Origin of the sequence: Isoptericola sp. NPDC019482 (genome assembly GCF_040632295.1) — a bacterium.
Classification (GTDB): domain Bacteria; phylum Actinomycetota; class Actinomycetes; order Actinomycetales; family Cellulomonadaceae; genus Isoptericola.
This window is the reverse complement of sequence record NZ_JBEYBQ010000015.1, coordinates 25242-41961: the sequence shown is the minus strand read 5'-3', so window position 1 is coordinate 41961 and position 16720 is coordinate 25242. Positions and strand designations below refer to the sequence as shown.

Genomic DNA, 16720 nt, shown 5'->3' with positions numbered 1-16720 from the left:
CGACTTCCCTGTTCGATCGGCGACCCGCCGGGGCGGGCCCCGCGGCGACTGCTGCGTCACCGCGTCGTCCGAGGATGCCTCATTGGTACTACCTTTGACAAGACTGGTCACACCAATCGCCCGCCCGATCCGACGTCGATAGGCTCCGCCCATGCCGTCACCCTCCCTGCACGCCGGAGTGCTCGACGCGCTCGGCCGCGCGATCACCAGCGGAGACGTCCCGGCGGGCACCCCCCTCACGCTCGACGGGATCGGCGCCGAGCACGGGGTCTCGCGGACCGTGGCGCGCGAGGTGATGCGGTTGCTCGAGGGCCTCGGCATGGTGCGCTCGCGGCGCCGGGTCGGCCTCGTGGTGCTCGGCATGGAGAACTGGAACGTGCTCGACCCGCGCGTCATCCGCTGGCGCCTGCAGGGCCCGGGCCGCGACGCGCAGCTGCGCAGCCTGACGGAGCTGCGGCACGCGGTCGAGCCGCTCGCCGCGGCCGGCGCCGCCCGCCACGCCACCCCGCAGGTGCGCGGCGAGCTCGTGGACCTCGCCCGCCGGATGCGCACCCTCGGCGAGGCGGGCGACCTCACCGAGTTCCTCGCGCTCGACGTCCGCATGCACGAGCTGCTGCTGCGCTCCAGCGGCAACGAGATGTTCGGCCCGCTGGCCGACGTCGTCGCCGAGGTGCTCGCCGGGCGGACCCATCTCGGCCTCATGCCGCCCTCCCCCGCGCCCGAGGCCCTCGACCAGCACGAGGCCGTCGCCCGCGCGGTGGCCGAGCACGATCCCGCCGCCGCCGAGGCCGCGATGGCGCGGATCGTCGGCGAGGTGCGGCGCGCCCTCGACGACCTGCCCGACGTCCGGCCCGACCGCTTGCCCGATCACGAGGACGGCGCCTCCCGCCGGGGTTAGTCTCGACCGCGATGCTGCGCTTCACGCCTCCCTGCGGCCCGGTCGACGGCTGGGCGGACGACGACGTCGTCCGTGCCACCGGCATCCCGTACGCCCGAGCGGACCGGTTCCAGCGGCCCCTGCCGGTCCCCGACCGGAGCGAGGCGTTCGAGGCGACGGAGTGGTCTCCCGCCTGCCCGCAGGCGCCGGTCCCGTTCCTCGACGAGGTGCTGGGCTCGCCGGGCGCCGGTGTCCCCGGCGACGAGCACTGCCAGCGCCTGTCCGTGACGATGCCCGCCGACGTGCGCCCCGACGACCGCCTCCCCGTCATGGTGTGGATCCACGGCGGCTCGTACACCTCCGGCGCGGGCGACCTGCCGATCATGGACCCGCGACCGCTCGTCGCGGAGCAGCGGGTGGTCGTGGTGACGGTGACGTACCGGCTCGGCCTGTTCGGCTACCTGGGCGACGGGGCCGAGCGACCCGCGAACCTCGGGCTGCTCGACCAGCTCGAGGCGCTGCGCTGGGTGCGCCGCAACATCGGCGCGTTCGGCGGCGACCCGGCGCAGGTCACGCTGTTCGGCCAGTCCGCCGGGGGGGACGCCGTGGCGCACCTCCTGGCCGTGCCCGCCGCGGCGGCCCTGGTCTCCCGGGCGATCGTGCAGAGCGCGCCGCTCGGCATCTCCCGCGGCCGGGCACGGATGAACGCGGCCATGGCGCGCGCGGCGGCGGGGATCTCCGCGCGGACCCCGGTCATGGACGTCGTGGCCGCCGAGGCGCGGGTCGCCCGGGCCGCCACCGGGGGCGGCCTGCGCGCCGCGATGCCGTTCGGCACCCAGTACGGTCACGATCCGCTGCCGCCGGAGGGCGAGATCGACGCCGCGTGGGACGCGGCCGCGCCGCAGGTCCCCCTCCTCATCGGCAGCACCCGCGAGGAGACCCGGCTCTTCGTCCCCCGGATCCCCGCGATCCGGCGCCTCGCCGCGCTGCCGGTCGTCGGCCCGTCGGTGCGGCGCGCGCTGGTGGCCGCCGTCACCTCGGCGATCTACGGCGCACCCGCCCGCCGCTTCGCCGCGCGGCACGCGGCGGCCGGCGGCACCGCATACCGGTACGTGGTGACGTGGGCGGCGCCCGGCAACCCGTGGGGCGCCGCGCACACCGTCGACCTGCCGCTGCTGTTCGGCGACGAGAAGGCGTGGGCGACGGCGGGGCTCCTCCGAGGCGCGTCGTGGGACGACCTGCAGCGCTCCGCCCGCCGGGTGCGTGCCGTCTGGGGCGCGTTCGCCCGGGGCGAGGACCTCGGCGACCGCCTCGAGGTCCCCGGCGCGCTCACCGTGCGGCGGGTGGGCCGATGACGCTGCTGCTCGACCCGCCGGCCTGGCCCGCGCACGGCACCGTCTGGTCCCACCTGGTCTCGGACACGTCGCTGCACGAGCTGCGGTCGTTCGCCCGCGCCCAGGGCGTCGGCGACCGGGCGTTCGACCTCGACCACTACGACGTCCCCGCCGAGCGCTACGAGGCCCTGGTCGCCGCCGGCGCGGTCCCCGTCACCGGCGGCGAGCTGTCCCGCCGCCTCGCCGGGTCGGTCCTGCGGGTGCCGGGCCGCGAGCGGCGCCGCGCGGCCCGCGACGCGCTGCTCGCGCGGTGGGCGGCGCTGTGGGAACCGGGCGACGGGCCGCGGTCCGGGCCGGGCGCGGTGGACGAGGCCGGGCGCGACCTCGTGGACCGCTGGCGGGAGCCGCACCGCGTCTACCACTCGCGCCTGCACCTCGCGGACTCGCTCGACGCCCTGGACCTCCTCGTCGCCGACGGCGCGCCCGGCTCGCGCTGGCACGCGGCGACGGCGCTGTGGTTCCACGACGCGGTGCACGACGGCGAGGCCGGCCGCGACGAGGAGCGCTCGGCCGCGCTGGTGGGCGCGCTGCTGGGCCCGCTGACCGGTCGCGCGCGCCCGGCCGGCGCCGCCCACGCGCTGCGGGACGACGACGTCGCCGAGGTGGCGCGGCTCGTGCTCGTGACCACCGCCCACGACCCCGCTGCGGCGGACGCCTCCGGGGCGCTGGTCAGCGACGCGGACCTCGCCGTCCTCGGGGCCGACCCCGCCCGGTACGCGCGCTACGCGGCGCAGGTCCGCGCCGAGTACGGGCACGTGCCGGACGACGCGTTCCGCGCCGGCCGGGCCGCCGTCCTCGACCAGCTCGCCGGGCTGCCGCGGCTGTACCGCTCGCCCGCTGCCATCGACCGCTGGGCCGAGGCCGCCGGGCGGAACCTGCGCGCCGAGCGCGACGCCCTGGTCCCCTGACGCTAGGTTGCGTGGCGTGACCCCGACGCCGGCCGCCGCGCCGACCTCCGTCCGCTCCCGGCGCCGTCGTGCGCTGCGGGTCTCCGCCGCGACCGCCGGCGCACTCGCGCTCGCGCTCGTGGTGCCGGTCGCGTGGGTGCAGCTGACCGGGCAGGCGCGGGTGCGGCCGTCGGTCGAGTCCGTCGAGCCGGTCGACGCGATCCTCGTGCTCGGCGCGGGCCTCCGGCCCGACGGCACGCCCTCGCCCTACCTGCGCCGGCGCCTCGACGCGGCGGCCGAGCTGTACCACGCCGGCGTCGCGGACCGGGTGGTGCTCAGCGGCGACGGGCAGCCGCGTCGGGACGGCACCCCGTACGACGAGCCCGCGTCCATGCGCGCGTGGATCCTGGAGCGTGGCGTGCCGGACGAGGCGCTGACGCTGGACCGCGAGGGCCTCGACACGACGGCGTCCTGCCGCCGCACCGCCGAGCTCACGGGGGCCCGCACCGCCGTCGTCGTCACGCAGGACTACCACCTGCGCCGCGCCCTGTTCAGCTGCTCCCGCGCGGGCCTCGACGCGCAGGGGGTGGGCGTCTCGGCCGCGAGCGCGCAGCCGCGGAAGTGGGCGTGGTGGCACGTGCGCGAGATCCCGGCATCGTGGCGGGCGGCGGTCCGCGAGCTCTGAGGCGGCGCTATCGTCTCGGCATGACCGACGTCCTCACCAGCGTCGCCGCGGGCGTCGCCACCGTGACCCTGAACCGGCCCGCGAAGAAGAACGCGCTCACCACCGCGATGTACGCCGCGCTGGCCGACGCCCTCGACGCCGCGGAGGCCGACGCGGACGTCCGGGCCGTGCTGCTGCGCGGCGACGAGACCGTGTTCTGCGCGGGCAACGACATCCGCGACTTCCTGGACCGCCCGCAGGCCGGCACCGACGACCCGGCGTTCCGCTTCCTGCGCACGATCGCGCGGTTCCCGAAGCCCGTCGTCGCGGCCGTGTGCGGCCCGGCCGTCGGCGTCGGCGCGACCATGCTGCTGCACTGCGACCTCGTGTACGCGGGCGAGGGCGCGACGCTCCACTTCCCGTTCGTGGACCTCGGCCTCGTCCCCGAGGCCGGGTCCAGCCTGCTGCTGCCGCAGGTCGTCGGGCACCAGCGCGCCGCAGCGGCCCTCCTGCTCGGTGAGCCGCTGAGCGCCGCCGCGGCGGCGGACGCCGGCCTGGTCAACCGGGTGCTGCCGGACGCGGAGGTGCTCGGCCACGCCCGCGCGCAGGCCGCACGGCTGGCCGCGAAGCCCGTCACCGCGCTCGTCGAGACCAAGCGGCTGCTGCGCTCCGGCACCCAGGCCGCCCTCCTCGACCGGATCGAGGACGAGGGGGCGGTCTTCACCCGGCTGCTGGGCGAGCCCGCCGCCCAGGCCGCCCTGGGCTCCTTCCTGGCCCGCCCCCAGCGCTGAGCCGGGCCTACGGCAGGCGCAGCCGCCGCATCGCCCCGAGTGCCACGGACAGCACGCGGCTCGGCGTCTCCCCGCCGAGCGCGTACAGCGTGTCGAGCGACAGCCCGAACCGGGCGCCGCGCTGGACGGCGACGGTCTGCACCTCGGTGACGGCCTCGATGCCCTCGCGCCCGTGCCGGCGGCCCTGCCCGGAGGCCTTGAAGCCGCCCATCGGCGCGGCGGCGGAGCCCCAGGCCGAGGCGTACCCGTCGTTGATCACGACGGTGCCGGACTGCACGCGCGCCGCCAGGCGCCGCGCGCGGGCGACGTCGGTGGACCAGATGCTGGCGTTGAGGCCGAACTCGGTGTCGTTCATGACGCGCACCGCCTCGTCGTCGGACGCCACGCGGGAGACCGCGACCACGGGGCCGAACGTCTCCTCGCGGGCGCACAGCGCGTCCGCGGGGACGTCGTCCAGCACCGTCGGGGCGTAGAAGTACGGGCCGACGTCGGAGCGGTGCACGCCGCCGACGACCGCGCGGGCGCCCTTGGCGAGCGCGTCGTCCACGTGCCGGGTGACGCGCTCGAGCTGCGCGGCGGAGACCAGCGAGCCCACGTCGGCCGTGTAGTCGAGGCCCGTGCCCAGCGTGAGGTCGCGCACGGCGGCGGCGAACCGCTCGAGGAACGCGTCCGCGATCCGCTCGTGCAGCACCAGCCGCTCGATCGACATGCACAGCTGGCCGGCGTTGGCGAAGCAGGCCCGGACGACGCCGGGCACCGCGGAGTCCAGGTCCGCGTCGGCCGCGACGTACAGCGGGTTCTTGCCGCCCAGCTCCAGCGTCGTGCCGATGAGCCGCTCCCCCGCCCGCGCGGCGACCTTGCGGCCCGTCGCGGTCGACCCGGTGAACGCGATGTGGTCCACGTGGTCCACGAGCGCGGCGCCGATGTCGCCGCCGCCGGCGACGACGAGGAACAGGTCGTCCGGGAGGCCGGCCTCCTGCAGCAGCTCCGCGACCCACAGCGACGAGAGGGTGGTCTGCGGGTCCGGCTTGAGCACCACCGCGTTCCCCGCGAGCAGCGCCGGGATCGCCTCGGAGAGCACCAGGGACAGCGGGTAGTTCCACGGCGCGATCGCGCCGACCACGCCGACCGGACGGCGGTGCACCCGCGCGCCGGTGAGCACGGGCAGCATGCCCGGCACCCGCCGCTCGCCCAGGTACCCCGGGCCGCGCACGGCGTAGTGACGGCACGCCATCGCGACGTCGGCGACCTCCTCGAACGCGCTGCGCCGCGCCTTGCCCGACTCCATCTGGATCAGGTCGAGGATCTCCGACTGCCGCTCCAGCACCAGCGCGCCGAGGCGGTCGAGCACGGCGGTGCGCTCGCGCAGCGACGTGCGCGCCCAGTCACCCTGCGCGAGACGCGCCCGGGCGGCGGCCGACGCGACGTCGTCCGGCGACGACAGCGGGAACGCCGCCAGCGGGGCGCCGGTGAAGGGGAGGGTCGAGCGGTGCGTCCCGACCGTGTGGGACGTGACGATGCGCCGCGTCAGCGGCTCCACGACGTCGGGCTCCAGGACATAGGTGGCGGCGGGCAGCTCGGGGTCCAGAAGTTCCCCGAGAGCGCCTTCGCCCTCGTGCGCGGTGGACATGGCCGACACCCTACGCGGCTCCGGCGACACCGCGGCAACCGTCGTTCCGGTTCGCCCGGGTCGTTCGCTCTCAGCGCGACCGGGAACTCTCTGGGACGGGCGTTACAGGTCCCGGCCCAGCACGACGCACTCGGAGTCGGTGTACCCCAGGCCGTCGTAGAACCCGAGCACGCGCTCGTTCCCGTGCCGCACCATGAGGCGCACCTTGCGGACGCCCTGCCGGCGCAGCCACTCCTCGGCGGCACCCACCGTGGCGCGGCCGAGGCCGCCGCCCTGGTGCTGCGGGTCGACGGCCACGTAGTAGAGCCAGCCGCGGTGCCCGTCGTAGCCGGCGACCGCCGACGACACGACCTGCCCGCCGGACACCCCGACCAGGACCGTCGACGTCGGGGTGCGGCGTGCGTCGGCGACGTCGAGCCGCGGGTCGTTCCACGGCCGGGTCAACCCGCAGGCCTCCCACAGCGCGACGACCTGCTCGACGTCGCCGTCCGCGATCTCCCGGAACGCGACGTCGAGCGCCGTGACGGCGTCGGCCGTCACCGGGGCTGGTAGGGAGAGACGACGACCTCGACCCGCTGGAACTCCTTGAGGTCGGAGTAGCCGGTGGTGGCCATGGCGCGGCGCAGCGCGCCGACGAGGTTGAGGGTGCCGTCGGCGGAGCCGCTCGGCCCGAACAGCACCTGCTCCAGCGAGCCGGCCGTGCCGACCTCGACCCGCTCGCCGCGCGGGAGGGCCGGGTGGTGGGCCTCGGGGCCCCAGTGCCAGCCCTTGCCCGGCGCCTCCTCGGCGCGGGCGAGCGCCGCGCCCAGCATGACGGCGTCGGCGCCGCAGGCGACGGCCTTGACGATGTCGCCGGAGCGGCCCACGCCGCCGTCGGCGATGACGTGCACGTACCGGCCGCCGGACTCGTCGAGGTAGTCGCGGCGGGCCGCGGCGACGTCGGAGACGGCCGTGGCCATCGGCGCGTGGATGCCGAGCCCCACGCGCGTGGTGTGGGCGGCGCCGCCGCCGAAGCCGACGAGGACGCCCGCCGCGCCGGTGCGCATGAGGTGCAGCGCCGCGGTGTAGGTGGACGCGCCGCCGACGACGACGGGCACGTCGAGCTCGTAGATGAACCGCTTGAGGTTGAGCGGCTCGGCGTTGCCGGAGACGTGCTCGGCCGAGACCGTGGTGCCGCGGATGACGAACAGGTCCACGCCGGCGTCGACCACCGTCTGGTAGTGCTCCTGCGTGCGCTGCGGCGACAGCGCGCCGGCGACGGTCACGCCCGCGGCGCGGACCTCCTTGAGGCGCTGCGTGATGAGCTCGGCCTTGATCGGCTCGGCGTAGATCTCCTGCATGCGCTGCGTGGCACGCTCGGCGGGCAGGTCGCGGATCTCGGCCAGGAGCGTCTCGGGCGACTCGTACCGGGTCCACAGGCCCTCGAGGTCGAGGACGCCGAGGCCGCCGTGGTTCCCCAGCGCCACCGCGGTGGCCGGGCTCATCACGGAGTCCATGGGCGCCGACATGATCGGCAGGTCGAAGTGGTAGGCGTCGATCTGCCACTCCACGGAGACGTCCTTCGGGTCGCGCGTGCGCCGCGAGGGCACGATCGCGATGTCGTCGAAGGAGTATGCGCGGCGGCCGCGCTTTCCGCGTCCGATCTCGATCTCGTTGCTCACCCGGACAGCCTACCGGCGCGTGCTGTCGGTGGGCGGTGGCACAGTCCGGGGGCATGACGACGTACGCGGAGCTCGGCGCACCGGCGGCCGCCCCCGACCCGGGCTGGTCGCGCGGGCCCCTGCTCGGCTTCGACACGGAGACCACCGGGCTCGACGTCGAGGCCGACCGCATCGTGACCGCCGCGCTCGTGCTCCGCGGGCCGGACGGCTCCCGCACGGTGCGCACCTGGCTGCTCGACCCGGGCGTCGAGATCCCCGCCGAGGCCACCGCGATCCACGGCATCACCACGGCCGAGGCCCGCGCGCACGGGCAGGACGCCGTCGGCGCGCTCGAGGAGATCGCCGCGATCCTCGTCCACCGGGTGCGCGACGGCGTCCCCCTCGTCGCCTACAACGCCTCGTTCGACCTCTCGCTCCTGGACGCGGAGCTGGCCCGCCACGGGCTGCCGACCGTGCCCGAGCGGCTCGGCCGGCCGGTCGCGCCGGTGCTCGACCCCCTCGTCCTCGACCGCTGGCTCGACCGGGCCCGCGAGGGCAAGCGGCGGCTCGGGGACCTGTGCGCGCTGTACGGGATCGAGGGCGACGGCGAGCTCCACCGCGCGGACGTCGACGTCCTCGCGACGCTCGACGTCCTCGACGCCCAGCTGGTCGCCCACCCGCGGCTGCGGAGCACCGCGCTCGACGCCCTGCACGCCGCCCAGGCGGGGGCCCACCGGGCGTGGGCGGAGCGGGTCAACGCCGAGCGCGCCGCGAGCGCCGAGGGCCGGCCGCCCACGTCGACGGCCTGGCCCGCGTCCACGGGCCCGGCTCAGCCGGTCGGCGCCACGGGCTCCTGACCGTGCCACGCGGCGGCGCACCGGCAGCCCGCGTCGTCGCACAGGAGCGCCAGCGGGTCGGCCACGACGGCGGCGCGCGCCGCGCCGAGCACGTCGGCCACGCTCGTGCGGCGCAGGCGCGCGCGCCCGACGCGGACCTCGCGCGTCCGCGGCCGCAGGGCGGGCTCCAGCTCGTCGAAGCGGTGGCTCTCCCCGGGGATGTTCGGCAGCTCGGCCCACGCCCCGGGCCCCACCTTCGCGTAGCGGTGGAAACGGCCCCGGCCCAACCGCTGCTCGGCGAGGTGGATCGTCGTGCTCGACGTGTGCCCGACCCCCAGCAGGAGCACGTCCCCGCCGGCCTCCGCCACGGCGTCGATCGGTGCCAGCGGGTCGTCGAGGGTCTGCACCCCGACCACGTCCGCGGCCCGCTCGCCGGTCGCGACGAAGCCCTTGAGGGGGTGGGTGGTCCGCAGGTGCGGGTGGCCGAGGCGCACGGCCTCGGGGACGGCGCCCATCTCGCGGTCCACGGGGAGGTCGGGCGCGAAGGCCGCGGCCCGGTCGACGGCCTCGTCGTGCTCGGCCCACGTCGCGGCGTTCCAGTAGGCGTTCCAGGGCCGCTCCAGCCCCGGCGGCGCGGGGAGGCCGGTCGCGTCCCACGTGTCGGCGGGCACGACGACCGTGCCGCACACGTCGACCAGCGCCCCCGCGACCGCCTCCGCACCGCCGTCGACGTGCCCGAACGCGCTCAGGGAGCTGTGCACCAGCACCGTCGACGCGCGGTCCAGCCCGAGCTCGCGCAGGCCCGCGGCGATCTGGTCGATCGTGACGGCGGGCTCGCCGGCGCTGCGTCCTCCCTGGTCCATGGACGTCAGCCCACCACGCCGGCCGCCCGTCGTCACGCGCATTCCCCGCCCGCTACCGGTCGTAGACGGCGTCGACCTCCACCTCGACCAGCCAGCCGTCCACCGGCAGGTTCTCGATCTCCAGCGCGAACCGGGAGGGGCGCGCCTCGTTGACGACCATGGGCTCGCCGGAGGCCGAACCGAGCTGGACCTCGAGCGTCTCCCCGGTGGCGAGGTTCGTGTTGGCGAAGAACTGCCGATAGGCGCGGTTCCAGCCGGCGAAGTCCATCGCCTCCTCGCCGTCGGGGTTCTGCAGGAACACCCGCATGGAGACGACGTCGTCATAGGACAGGCCCGCGCGCTCGAGGTTCTCCCCGATCCGCATCAGCGCGTTGATCCCCTGCGCCTCGGTGAGTGTCACGCCGGCGGGCAGCTCCCCGCCGGGGAAGACGTCGGTCGGGATGTAGCGCTCCTCGGCGGTCACGCCCGGCGCACGGTTCAGGGCCGACGGGCCCAGGCCCGACGACTTGTACCAGGCGACGTTCTTGCCGAAGGCCACTCCGTCGGCGATGGAGGGTGTGTCGCCCGTGACGAAGGAGTGTGCCTCGGTGGGCCGCGGCTCGAAGAGCCGGCCGGAGGCGACAGCGGTGGCAGGGACCGCGACGGCGGCGGTGACGAGGACGGCGAGAGCGACCTTGGCGGTGTTCTTCATGGCGGGAACGTAGGGGCGCACCGTTTCCGCCGGATGACCGGCACGGGTCGAACGCGAGTCCCTGACCTGCGGCGACGTCGTCGAAACGCGGCCGTTATCCCGGGCGACGCCGCCGTAACCCCGCCGACGCCGGGCCGTGACGCCGCTCTCCTACCGTCGGCCGCGGTGCTGACGGCGGCGCCCGGCATCCAGGGCCGCCGCGACCGTCCGTCAGACCTTTCGACACGAGAGGTAGTGCCACATGGTCACTGACACGAACACCGACGGGGCCACCGACGGACCCCGGTCCGGCGTCTCCCGCCGCGGCTTCCTCCAGGCCGTCGGCGTCGGCTCCAGCGCCGGCGTCATGTTCGCCACGATGGGGGCGATGGGGCTCGCCCCGTCCGCGGCCGCCCAGCCCACGGCCGCGGCCTGGACGCCGCTCCGGGGCAGCGACTTCTCGCTCACCGGCCGCTCGGCGAAGAAGGTGGTGGTCGTCGGCGCCGGCCCGGCGGGCCTCGCCTCGGCGTACGAGCTACAGAAGGCCGGCTACCGCGTCACGGTGCTCGAGGCGCGCCACCGACCGGGCGGCCGCACGCTGACGATCCGCGGCGGGGACTCCGAGACGGACGTCGACGGCGTCACCCAGACGGCGCGGTTCGACGACGGCGTCTACATGAACGCGGGCGCCGGGCGCATCGCGCAGTGGATGGTCACCATGGACTACCTGCGCGAGCTGGGCGTGCCCTACGAGGTCTTCACCAACGCGAACGCCGACGCCTACCTCTACAACGAGAGGTCGGGCGCTACGCCCGGCAACCCGGTGCGCTACCGCACGGCCAAGGCCGACGTCTTCGGCTACACGTCCGAGCTGCTGAGCTACGCCACCGACCAGGGCGCCCTGGACCAGCGGCTCACCGCCGAGGACAAGGAGAACCTGCGTTCCTTCCTGCGCAGCTGGGGCTCGCTGAAGGCCGACGGCACGTACGCGGGCGGCGACAACCGCGGGTTCACCACCTATCCCTCCGCGTGGAACGAGCACGGCACGCCGCTGCCCGGCCCCGGCACGGTCTCGGAGGTGCTCGCCTCGAAGGTGGGGCAGTACTTCCCGTTCGAGATCAACTGGGAGCAGTCGATGCTCATGTTCCAGCCGAAGGGCGGCATGGACACGACCTACCAGTACTTCGTGCGGGCCATCGGCAAGCAGAACGTGCACTTCGGCTCCCCCGTCACCGGCGTGGAGAACACGAGCGACGGCGTGCGGGTCACCTACACGCCCGGCCACGGCCGCCCCCGGCAGATCGAGGCCGACTTCGCGATCGTCGCCGCGCCGGCCGGCGTCATGCGCCGCTGGGACACGAACTGGGGAACGGGGATCGACGCCGCGCTGGGCGAGTTCGCCACCGGCTCGCCCGCGGGCAAGATCGGTCTGCAGTACCGCTCGCGGTGGTGGGAGGACGACCACCGCATCTTCGGCGGCATCACCGAGACGGACATGGACCTCGCGCACATCTGGTACCCGTCCTACGGATACGGGGAGCGCAAGGGCCTCGTGGTCGGGTACTACAACACCGGGACGAACGCCCGCACCTACGCGGACCTCACGCCCCGGCAGCGCGAGCGGCGCGCCGTCGAGCAGGGCGTGAAGATCCACGGCGAGAAGTACCGCAGCGAGCTGGAGTCGTCGTTCTCCATCGCCTGGCACAAGGTGCCGTACATCGAGGGCGCGTGGGCCTACCCGAACACGGAGTCGTCAGGCTTCAAGCAGCTGCAGCAGGGCGCGGGCCGCGTCTACTTCGCGGGCGACTGGATGTCCGAGGTCTCCGCCTGGCAGCACGGCGCGTTCTGGTCCGCCCGGTACGCCGTCCAGGCCCTGCACGCCCGGGTCATGGCGAGCTGACGGCGGGACGACGGAGGCCCGGCACCCCCGCGGGGGTGCCGGGCCTCGTCGCGCCCGCGGGCCGGCTCAGAACCCGGTGTAGTTCGGCGCCTCGACGGTCATCTGCACGTCGTGCGGGTGGCTCTCCTTGAGCGACGCGGACGTGATGCGGACGAAGCGGCCCTTGGCCTGCAGCTCGGGGATGGTGCTGGCGCCGACGTAGAACATCGACTGGTGCAGCCCGCCGACGAGCTGGTGGGCGACGGTGTGCAGCGTGCCCTTGTACGGCACCTGTCCCTCGATGCCCTCCGGCACGATCATGTCGTCGCTGGTGACCTCGGCCTGGAAGTAGCGGTCCTTCGAGTAGGACTTCTTGCCGCGCGAGGACATCGCCCCCATGGAGCCCATGCCGCGGTAGGCCTTGTACTGCTTGCCGTTGACGAGGATCGTCTCGCCGGGCGCCTCCTCGGTGCCGGCCAGCATCGAGCCGAGCATGACGGCCTCCGCGCCGGCCACGATCGCCTTGCCGATCTCGCCCGAGTGGCGCATGCCGCCGTCGGCGATGACCGGGATCCCGGCGGCGCGCGCGGCCAGCGACGCCTCGTACACGGCCGTGATCTGCGGGACCCCGACACCGGTGACGATGCGGGTGGTGCAGATCGAGCCCGGCCCGACGCCGACCTTGATGCCGTCCGCGCCCGCGTCGACGAAGGACTGCGCACCCTCCTTCGTCGCGACGTTGCCGCCGATGACCTGCACGTGGCGGATGGCCGGGTCCGTCTTGAGCTTGCGGACCATGTCGATGAGCATCCGGACGTTGCCGTGCGCGGTGTCCGCCACGAGCACGTCGACGCCGGCGTCGACCAGCGTCGTCGCGCGCTGCCAGGCGTCGCCGAAGTAGCCGATCGCCGCGCCGACGAGCAGGCGGCCCTGGCCGTCCTTCGACGCGTTCGGGAACTGCTCGGACTTCACGAAGTCCTTGACGGTGATGAGGCCCGCGAGGCGACCCTCGTCGTCGACCAGAGGCAGGCGCTCCAGCTTGTGCTTGCGCAGCAGCAGCGTGGCGTCCTCGCGCGAGATGCCGGCCGGGCCCGTGATGAGCGGGGCCGGCGTCATGACCTCGGAGACCTTGGTGGTGCCCCACTCGGCGACGGGCGTGAACCGCAGGTCGCGGTTGGTGACGATGCCGGTGAGGTGCCCGCCCGCGTCGACCACGGGGAAGCCGGAGATGCGGTACTCCCCCGCCCGCTTGTCGAGCTCCTCGAGGGTGACATCCGGGCCGATCGTCACCGGGTTGGAGATGATGCCGGTCTGCGTCCGCTTGACCAGGTCGACCTGGTACGCCTGGTCCTCGATCGACAGGTTGCGGTGCAGCACGCCGATGCCGCCCTGGCGGGCCATCGCGATCGCCATGCGCGACTCGGTGACGGTGTCCATCGCGGCCGAGACGAGCGGCACCCGCAGGGAGATCTCCCGGGTGAGGCGTGAGGTGGTGTCGATGTCCGACGGGGCGAGGTCGGAGTACCCCGGCAGCAGCAGGACGTCGTCGTAGGTGAGGCCGAGGAATCCGAACGGGTCGTGCGCGGGCGAGGTCGAGTCCGTCATGACAGGAGTCTACGTTCTGGGCGACGGCGTGATGGAGGCCCGTCCGCCCTTCAGGGTCCGGTCGTGGCGGACCTCACGTCACGGCTGACCGACCAATCTCACGTCACGACGGCGAGCGCCTCGTGCAGCATCGCGGTGAACGACCGCACCCGCTGCACCGTCGCGGCCAGCGGCAGCTCGCTCGCGGCGTCGTCGCGCCGCAGGCTGACGATGATCGGCAGCTCGGCGAAGCCGTCGTGCACGGCGTGGATGAGGTCCAGGTCGGGCCGGCGCTGCGCCGTCGCGAGCACGAGCGCGGCGGGGCGGACCATCGTCACCAGCTCCAGGGAGCGGTGCGTGCTCGCGGGGCCCGTCACGATGCGCGCCGTCGCCCCCTTCGCCGTCAGCGCGGCCGCGAGGGCGTGCGCGGACAGCGGCACCACCTCGTCGGGCGCGGCGAAGATGAGCACGATCTTGCGCATGCGGCTCGGGTGGTTGGCCGGCGGGGCGCCGCCCTCCACCATGGCCCGCTCGAACGCCTCGGTGAAGTCGCGCAGCGCGCGCAGGGCCGCGGTGGCGAGCACGACCTCGGGGACGGCGCCCGGGCCGGCGAGGACCGTCCGCTGGGCGACGCGCTGCCACGCGGGCTCCGCGATCTCGGTCCACCAGGCGGCGGGGTCGCCCTGGGCGGGGATGGCGAGGAGGTCGTCGCACCCGGCCTGGTCGTAGGCGAGGGCGGCGTCGACCACCGCCGACACCCGGCCGGAAGCGCTCCCACCGAGGACGTGACCGGAAGCGGCCGAGGTCCCTTCGCCACCCCCGGGCAGGGCGCGGAGGTGGGCGCGGCCGCGAGGCGCCTCGCCCTCGGCGGCCTGTGCCGGGCGTCCCGGGTCGGGCTCCGCGTCGTCCTCGTCGTCCGTCTCGGCGCCGGCGTGGGCCGCGTCCTGGGTCGCCTCCTCGAGCTCCTCGACCCCCGCCTCGAGCGCGGCCTTCGCGGCGTCCACCGGCGCGACGCCCTCGAGCGTCAGCCGGCGCATCACCAGCAGGCGCGCCACGTCCTCGGGCGTGTACCGACGGTGGGATCCCGCGGTGCGGGCGGACGGGCCGAGTCCGTAGCGACGGTCCCAGGTGCGCAGGGTCGCCGGAGCCACCCCCAGGCGCCTGGCGACCGCCGCGACGGCGAGGCCCGGGCTCGACGCGCGAGACCCGCCCCCGTGAGGAGCGGGTCGGGATGAGGTCATGGCGTCGATTCTGCCGAGAGGACCGGAGGGTCGCCACTGCTCCCCCGGGCGCGCCGCGGTAAACCTCGACTGCGCAGGTCAAAGCCGGTCAGCGACGCCGTGAACCCGTTCAGGCCCGAGGAGAAAGTTGAACAGTGAATCATCGAAACCGGTCACGAAATCCGACCTTGAACAACTTCTGCACAACTTGTAGGTTGTTCGCCATGACGGAGATCTCGAGGCTTCCCGGTCCGGTGATGGAGCTGTGGGAGTGGCAGTACCAGGGCTCCTGCCGCGACGCGGACGACACGTTGTTCTTCCACCCCGAGGGTGAGCGCGGCTCGACGCGCCGACGTCGGGCCGAGGCGGCCAAGGCGATCTGCCGCTCGTGCCCCGTGATGATGCAGTGCCGGGAGCAGTCGCTCCGGGTCCGCGAGCCGTACGGCGTGTGGGGCGGCCTGAGCGAGGACGAGCGCTCCGCGATCCTCGCCGGCACCGCCCGCAAGACAGGCTGAGACGCACGAAGGCCCCGCACCGACGACGGTGCGAGGCCTTCTGCGTTCGGTGTCGTCAGGCGACGACGACCGCGAGGATGTCGCGGGCGGAGAGGACGAGGTAGTCCTCACCGGCGTACTTGACCTCGGTGCCGCCGTACTTGCTGTAGATGACCTTGTCACCGACCTTCACGTCGACGGGGACGCGGTTGCCCTTGTCGTCGAAGCGACCCTCGCCCACGGCCAGGACCTCGCCCTCCTGGGGCTTCTCCTTGGCGGTGTCCGGGATGACCAGGCCGGAAGCGGTCGTGGTCTCGGCCTCGATGGCCTTGACGACGATCCGGTCCTCGAGCGGCTTGATGGGGACCGACACGTCGGACCTCCTTGATTCGCGATGCGTGGATGGACTAGCTGATTGACCAGGTCGCGTCCGAGGGCTGGCCGTCGTCGCGGGTGCCGGTACAGCCTTGCGGTCGCTGACGACAAATCTAGGCAGGCGTTAGCACTCTGACAAGTCGAGTGCCAGAAGTCGGCGGGTCGTTCGCCCAGGGCGTCACCACCTGTGGATGGCGACCACGTGTACCGGCGCGTCGCTGCCATCGTGTTCGGCGTGACCTTGCGCCCCACCATCACTGACCTCGACGCGGAGCAACGACCTCGTGAACGCCTCGTCCGTCATGGTTCGACGGCGCTGACCGACGCCGAGCTCGTCGCTCTGCTGCTGGGATCCGGTCGACGCGGCGCCAACGCCGTCGACCTGGCCGCGGAGCTCCTGCACGAGCACGGCGGGCTCGCCGGCCTGCGCCACGTTGATGTGGCGGCTCTCGCGCGGGTGCCGGGCGTCGGTACGGCGAAGGCGGCCCGGATCGTCGCCGCCCTCGCCCTGACATCTCGTGGAGCACGCGCCGAGGACGAGCGGCCGGTCATCAGACGGTCCGCCGACGTCGCCCGTGTGACCGCACCGGCCTTCGTCGGCGCACGGCGAGAGCGTGTCGCCCTCGTGGTGTGCAGGCCAGGGAATCGGGTCCTCGAGACGATCGTTGTGGCCGACGGCGGCGCACACGGTGCCGCGTTCCCGGTCCGGGAAGTTCTCGCCGACGTGCTCCGGCGGGACGGCGTCGCGTTCGCACTGGCGCACAACCATCCCGGAGGGGACCCGGCACCCAGCGACGCCGACCGGCGGACGACGGCTGCGCTTCGGTCAGCGGCCGAGGACGTGGGGCTGCGGCTGCTCGATCATCTGGTCGTCGCGGGCAGCGAGTGGCGGTCAGTTCTGAACGCCACGTAGCCG

At 74.5% G+C, this 16720-nt stretch carries 17 protein-coding genes; 9 read left to right on the top strand and 8 right to left on the bottom strand.

Annotated features, from left to right (window positions below; all coding sequences use genetic code 11):
* Positions 1-151: 151 nt before the first annotated feature.
* From ABZ493_RS11875 to ABZ493_RS11855, 5 genes are read left to right on the top strand one after another with little or no spacing between them, the layout of a single operon-like run.
* Positions 152-898, top strand: coding sequence for an FCD domain-containing protein (locus ABZ493_RS11875; protein ID WP_430582373.1), 747 nt, complete (start codon positions 152-154; stop codon positions 896-898).
* 11 nt (positions 899-909) lie between these two features.
* Entirely contained in the window at positions 910-2232 is a 1323-nt protein-coding gene (locus tag ABZ493_RS11870) for a carboxylesterase family protein (RefSeq protein WP_430582372.1), read from the top strand.
* On the top strand, positions 2229-3179 hold the full coding sequence (locus tag ABZ493_RS11865) for a DUF4031 domain-containing protein (RefSeq protein WP_430582371.1): 951 nt from the start codon (positions 2229-2231) through the stop codon (positions 3177-3179). The genes ABZ493_RS11870 and ABZ493_RS11865 overlap by 4 nt, the downstream gene beginning before the upstream one ends.
* 16 nt (positions 3180-3195) lie before the next feature.
* Complete coding sequence (locus tag ABZ493_RS11860) at positions 3196-3843, top strand: YdcF family protein (protein WP_430582370.1); 648 nt, start codon at positions 3196-3198, stop codon at positions 3841-3843.
* Positions 3844-3863: 20 nt separating this feature from the next.
* Positions 3864-4613: an enoyl-CoA hydratase gene (locus tag ABZ493_RS11855; protein WP_430582369.1), complete on the top strand. Its 750-nt coding sequence runs from the start codon at positions 3864-3866 to the stop codon at positions 4611-4613.
* Positions 4614-4620: 7 nt separating this feature from the next.
* Here the strand turns inward: ABZ493_RS11855 and ABZ493_RS11850 are convergent, their stop codons facing one another.
* From ABZ493_RS11850 to ABZ493_RS11840, 3 genes are all read right to left on the bottom strand, one after another.
* Complete coding sequence (locus ABZ493_RS11850) at positions 4621-6243, bottom strand: succinic semialdehyde dehydrogenase (protein ID WP_430582368.1); 1623 nt, start codon at positions 6241-6243, stop codon at positions 4621-4623.
* 102 nt (positions 6244-6345) lie between these two features.
* The gene (locus ABZ493_RS11845) at positions 6346-6783 is read right to left on the bottom strand and encodes a GNAT family acetyltransferase (RefSeq protein ID WP_430582367.1); all 438 of its coding nucleotides are present in this window, start codon (positions 6781-6783) and stop codon (positions 6346-6348) included.
* The gene (locus ABZ493_RS11840) at positions 6780-7904 is read right to left on the bottom strand and encodes a GuaB3 family IMP dehydrogenase-related protein (protein ID WP_430582366.1); all 1125 of its coding nucleotides are present in this window, start codon (positions 7902-7904) and stop codon (positions 6780-6782) included. Before ABZ493_RS11840 ends, ABZ493_RS11845 begins: the two co-directional genes overlap by 4 nt.
* A gap of 53 nt (positions 7905-7957) precedes the next feature.
* Here ABZ493_RS11840 and ABZ493_RS11835 point away from each other — a divergent pair, with 53 nt between their 5' ends.
* Positions 7958-8740 (top strand): exonuclease domain-containing protein, encoded by a 783-nt coding sequence (locus ABZ493_RS11835; protein ID WP_430582365.1) that lies wholly within the window; start codon positions 7958-7960, stop codon positions 8738-8740.
* On the opposite strand, the gene ABZ493_RS11830 is transcribed toward ABZ493_RS11835, so the two are convergent.
* Together ABZ493_RS11830 and ABZ493_RS11825 are read right to left on the bottom strand one after the other, a co-directional pair.
* Positions 8713-9582 carry an AAC(3) family N-acetyltransferase gene (locus tag ABZ493_RS11830; protein WP_430582364.1) on the bottom strand — a complete coding sequence of 290 codons (870 nt, stop codon included), beginning with the start codon at positions 9580-9582 and terminating at the stop codon, positions 8713-8715. The genes ABZ493_RS11835 and ABZ493_RS11830 overlap by 28 nt on opposite strands.
* 52 nt (positions 9583-9634) lie before the next feature.
* Positions 9635-10273, bottom strand: a complete 639-nt coding sequence (locus ABZ493_RS11825; RefSeq protein WP_430582363.1) for a Rid family hydrolase — start codon at positions 10271-10273, stop codon at positions 9635-9637.
* A 241-nt stretch (positions 10274-10514) separates the two neighbouring features.
* Between ABZ493_RS11825 and ABZ493_RS11820 the strand changes: the two genes are divergently transcribed.
* Positions 10515-12152: an FAD-dependent oxidoreductase gene (locus ABZ493_RS11820; RefSeq protein WP_430582362.1), complete on the top strand. Its 1638-nt coding sequence runs from the start codon at positions 10515-10517 to the stop codon at positions 12150-12152.
* Positions 12153-12218: 66 nt separating this feature from the next.
* Here ABZ493_RS11820 and guaB read toward each other — a convergent pair whose 3' ends face one another.
* Both guaB and ABZ493_RS11810 read right to left on the bottom strand, forming a co-directional pair.
* Positions 12219-13736, bottom strand: a complete 1518-nt coding sequence (gene guaB / locus ABZ493_RS11815) for an IMP dehydrogenase (RefSeq protein WP_430582361.1) — start codon at positions 13734-13736, stop codon at positions 12219-12221.
* 98 nt (positions 13737-13834) lie between these two features.
* Positions 13835-14956, bottom strand: a complete 1122-nt coding sequence (locus ABZ493_RS11810; protein ID WP_430582360.1) for a MerR family transcriptional regulator — start codon at positions 14954-14956, stop codon at positions 13835-13837.
* A gap of 203 nt (positions 14957-15159) precedes the next feature.
* Between ABZ493_RS11810 and ABZ493_RS11805 the strand changes: the two genes are divergently transcribed.
* A complete protein-coding gene (locus ABZ493_RS11805; RefSeq protein ID WP_430582359.1) occupies positions 15160-15450 on the top strand; it encodes a WhiB family transcriptional regulator in 291 nt (96 codons plus the stop codon).
* Positions 15451-15505: 55 nt separating this feature from the next.
* Here the strand turns inward: ABZ493_RS11805 and groES are convergent, their stop codons facing one another.
* Positions 15506-15802: a co-chaperone GroES gene (groES, locus tag ABZ493_RS11800; protein ID WP_079572552.1), complete on the bottom strand. Its 297-nt coding sequence runs from the start codon at positions 15800-15802 to the stop codon at positions 15506-15508.
* Positions 15803-15991: 189 nt separating this feature from the next.
* Here groES and radC point away from each other — a divergent pair, with 189 nt between their 5' ends.
* Positions 15992-16717 (top strand): DNA repair protein RadC, encoded by a 726-nt coding sequence (gene radC / locus ABZ493_RS11795; protein WP_430582358.1) that lies wholly within the window; start codon positions 15992-15994, stop codon positions 16715-16717.
* The last annotated feature ends 3 nt before the right edge of the window (positions 16718-16720 follow it).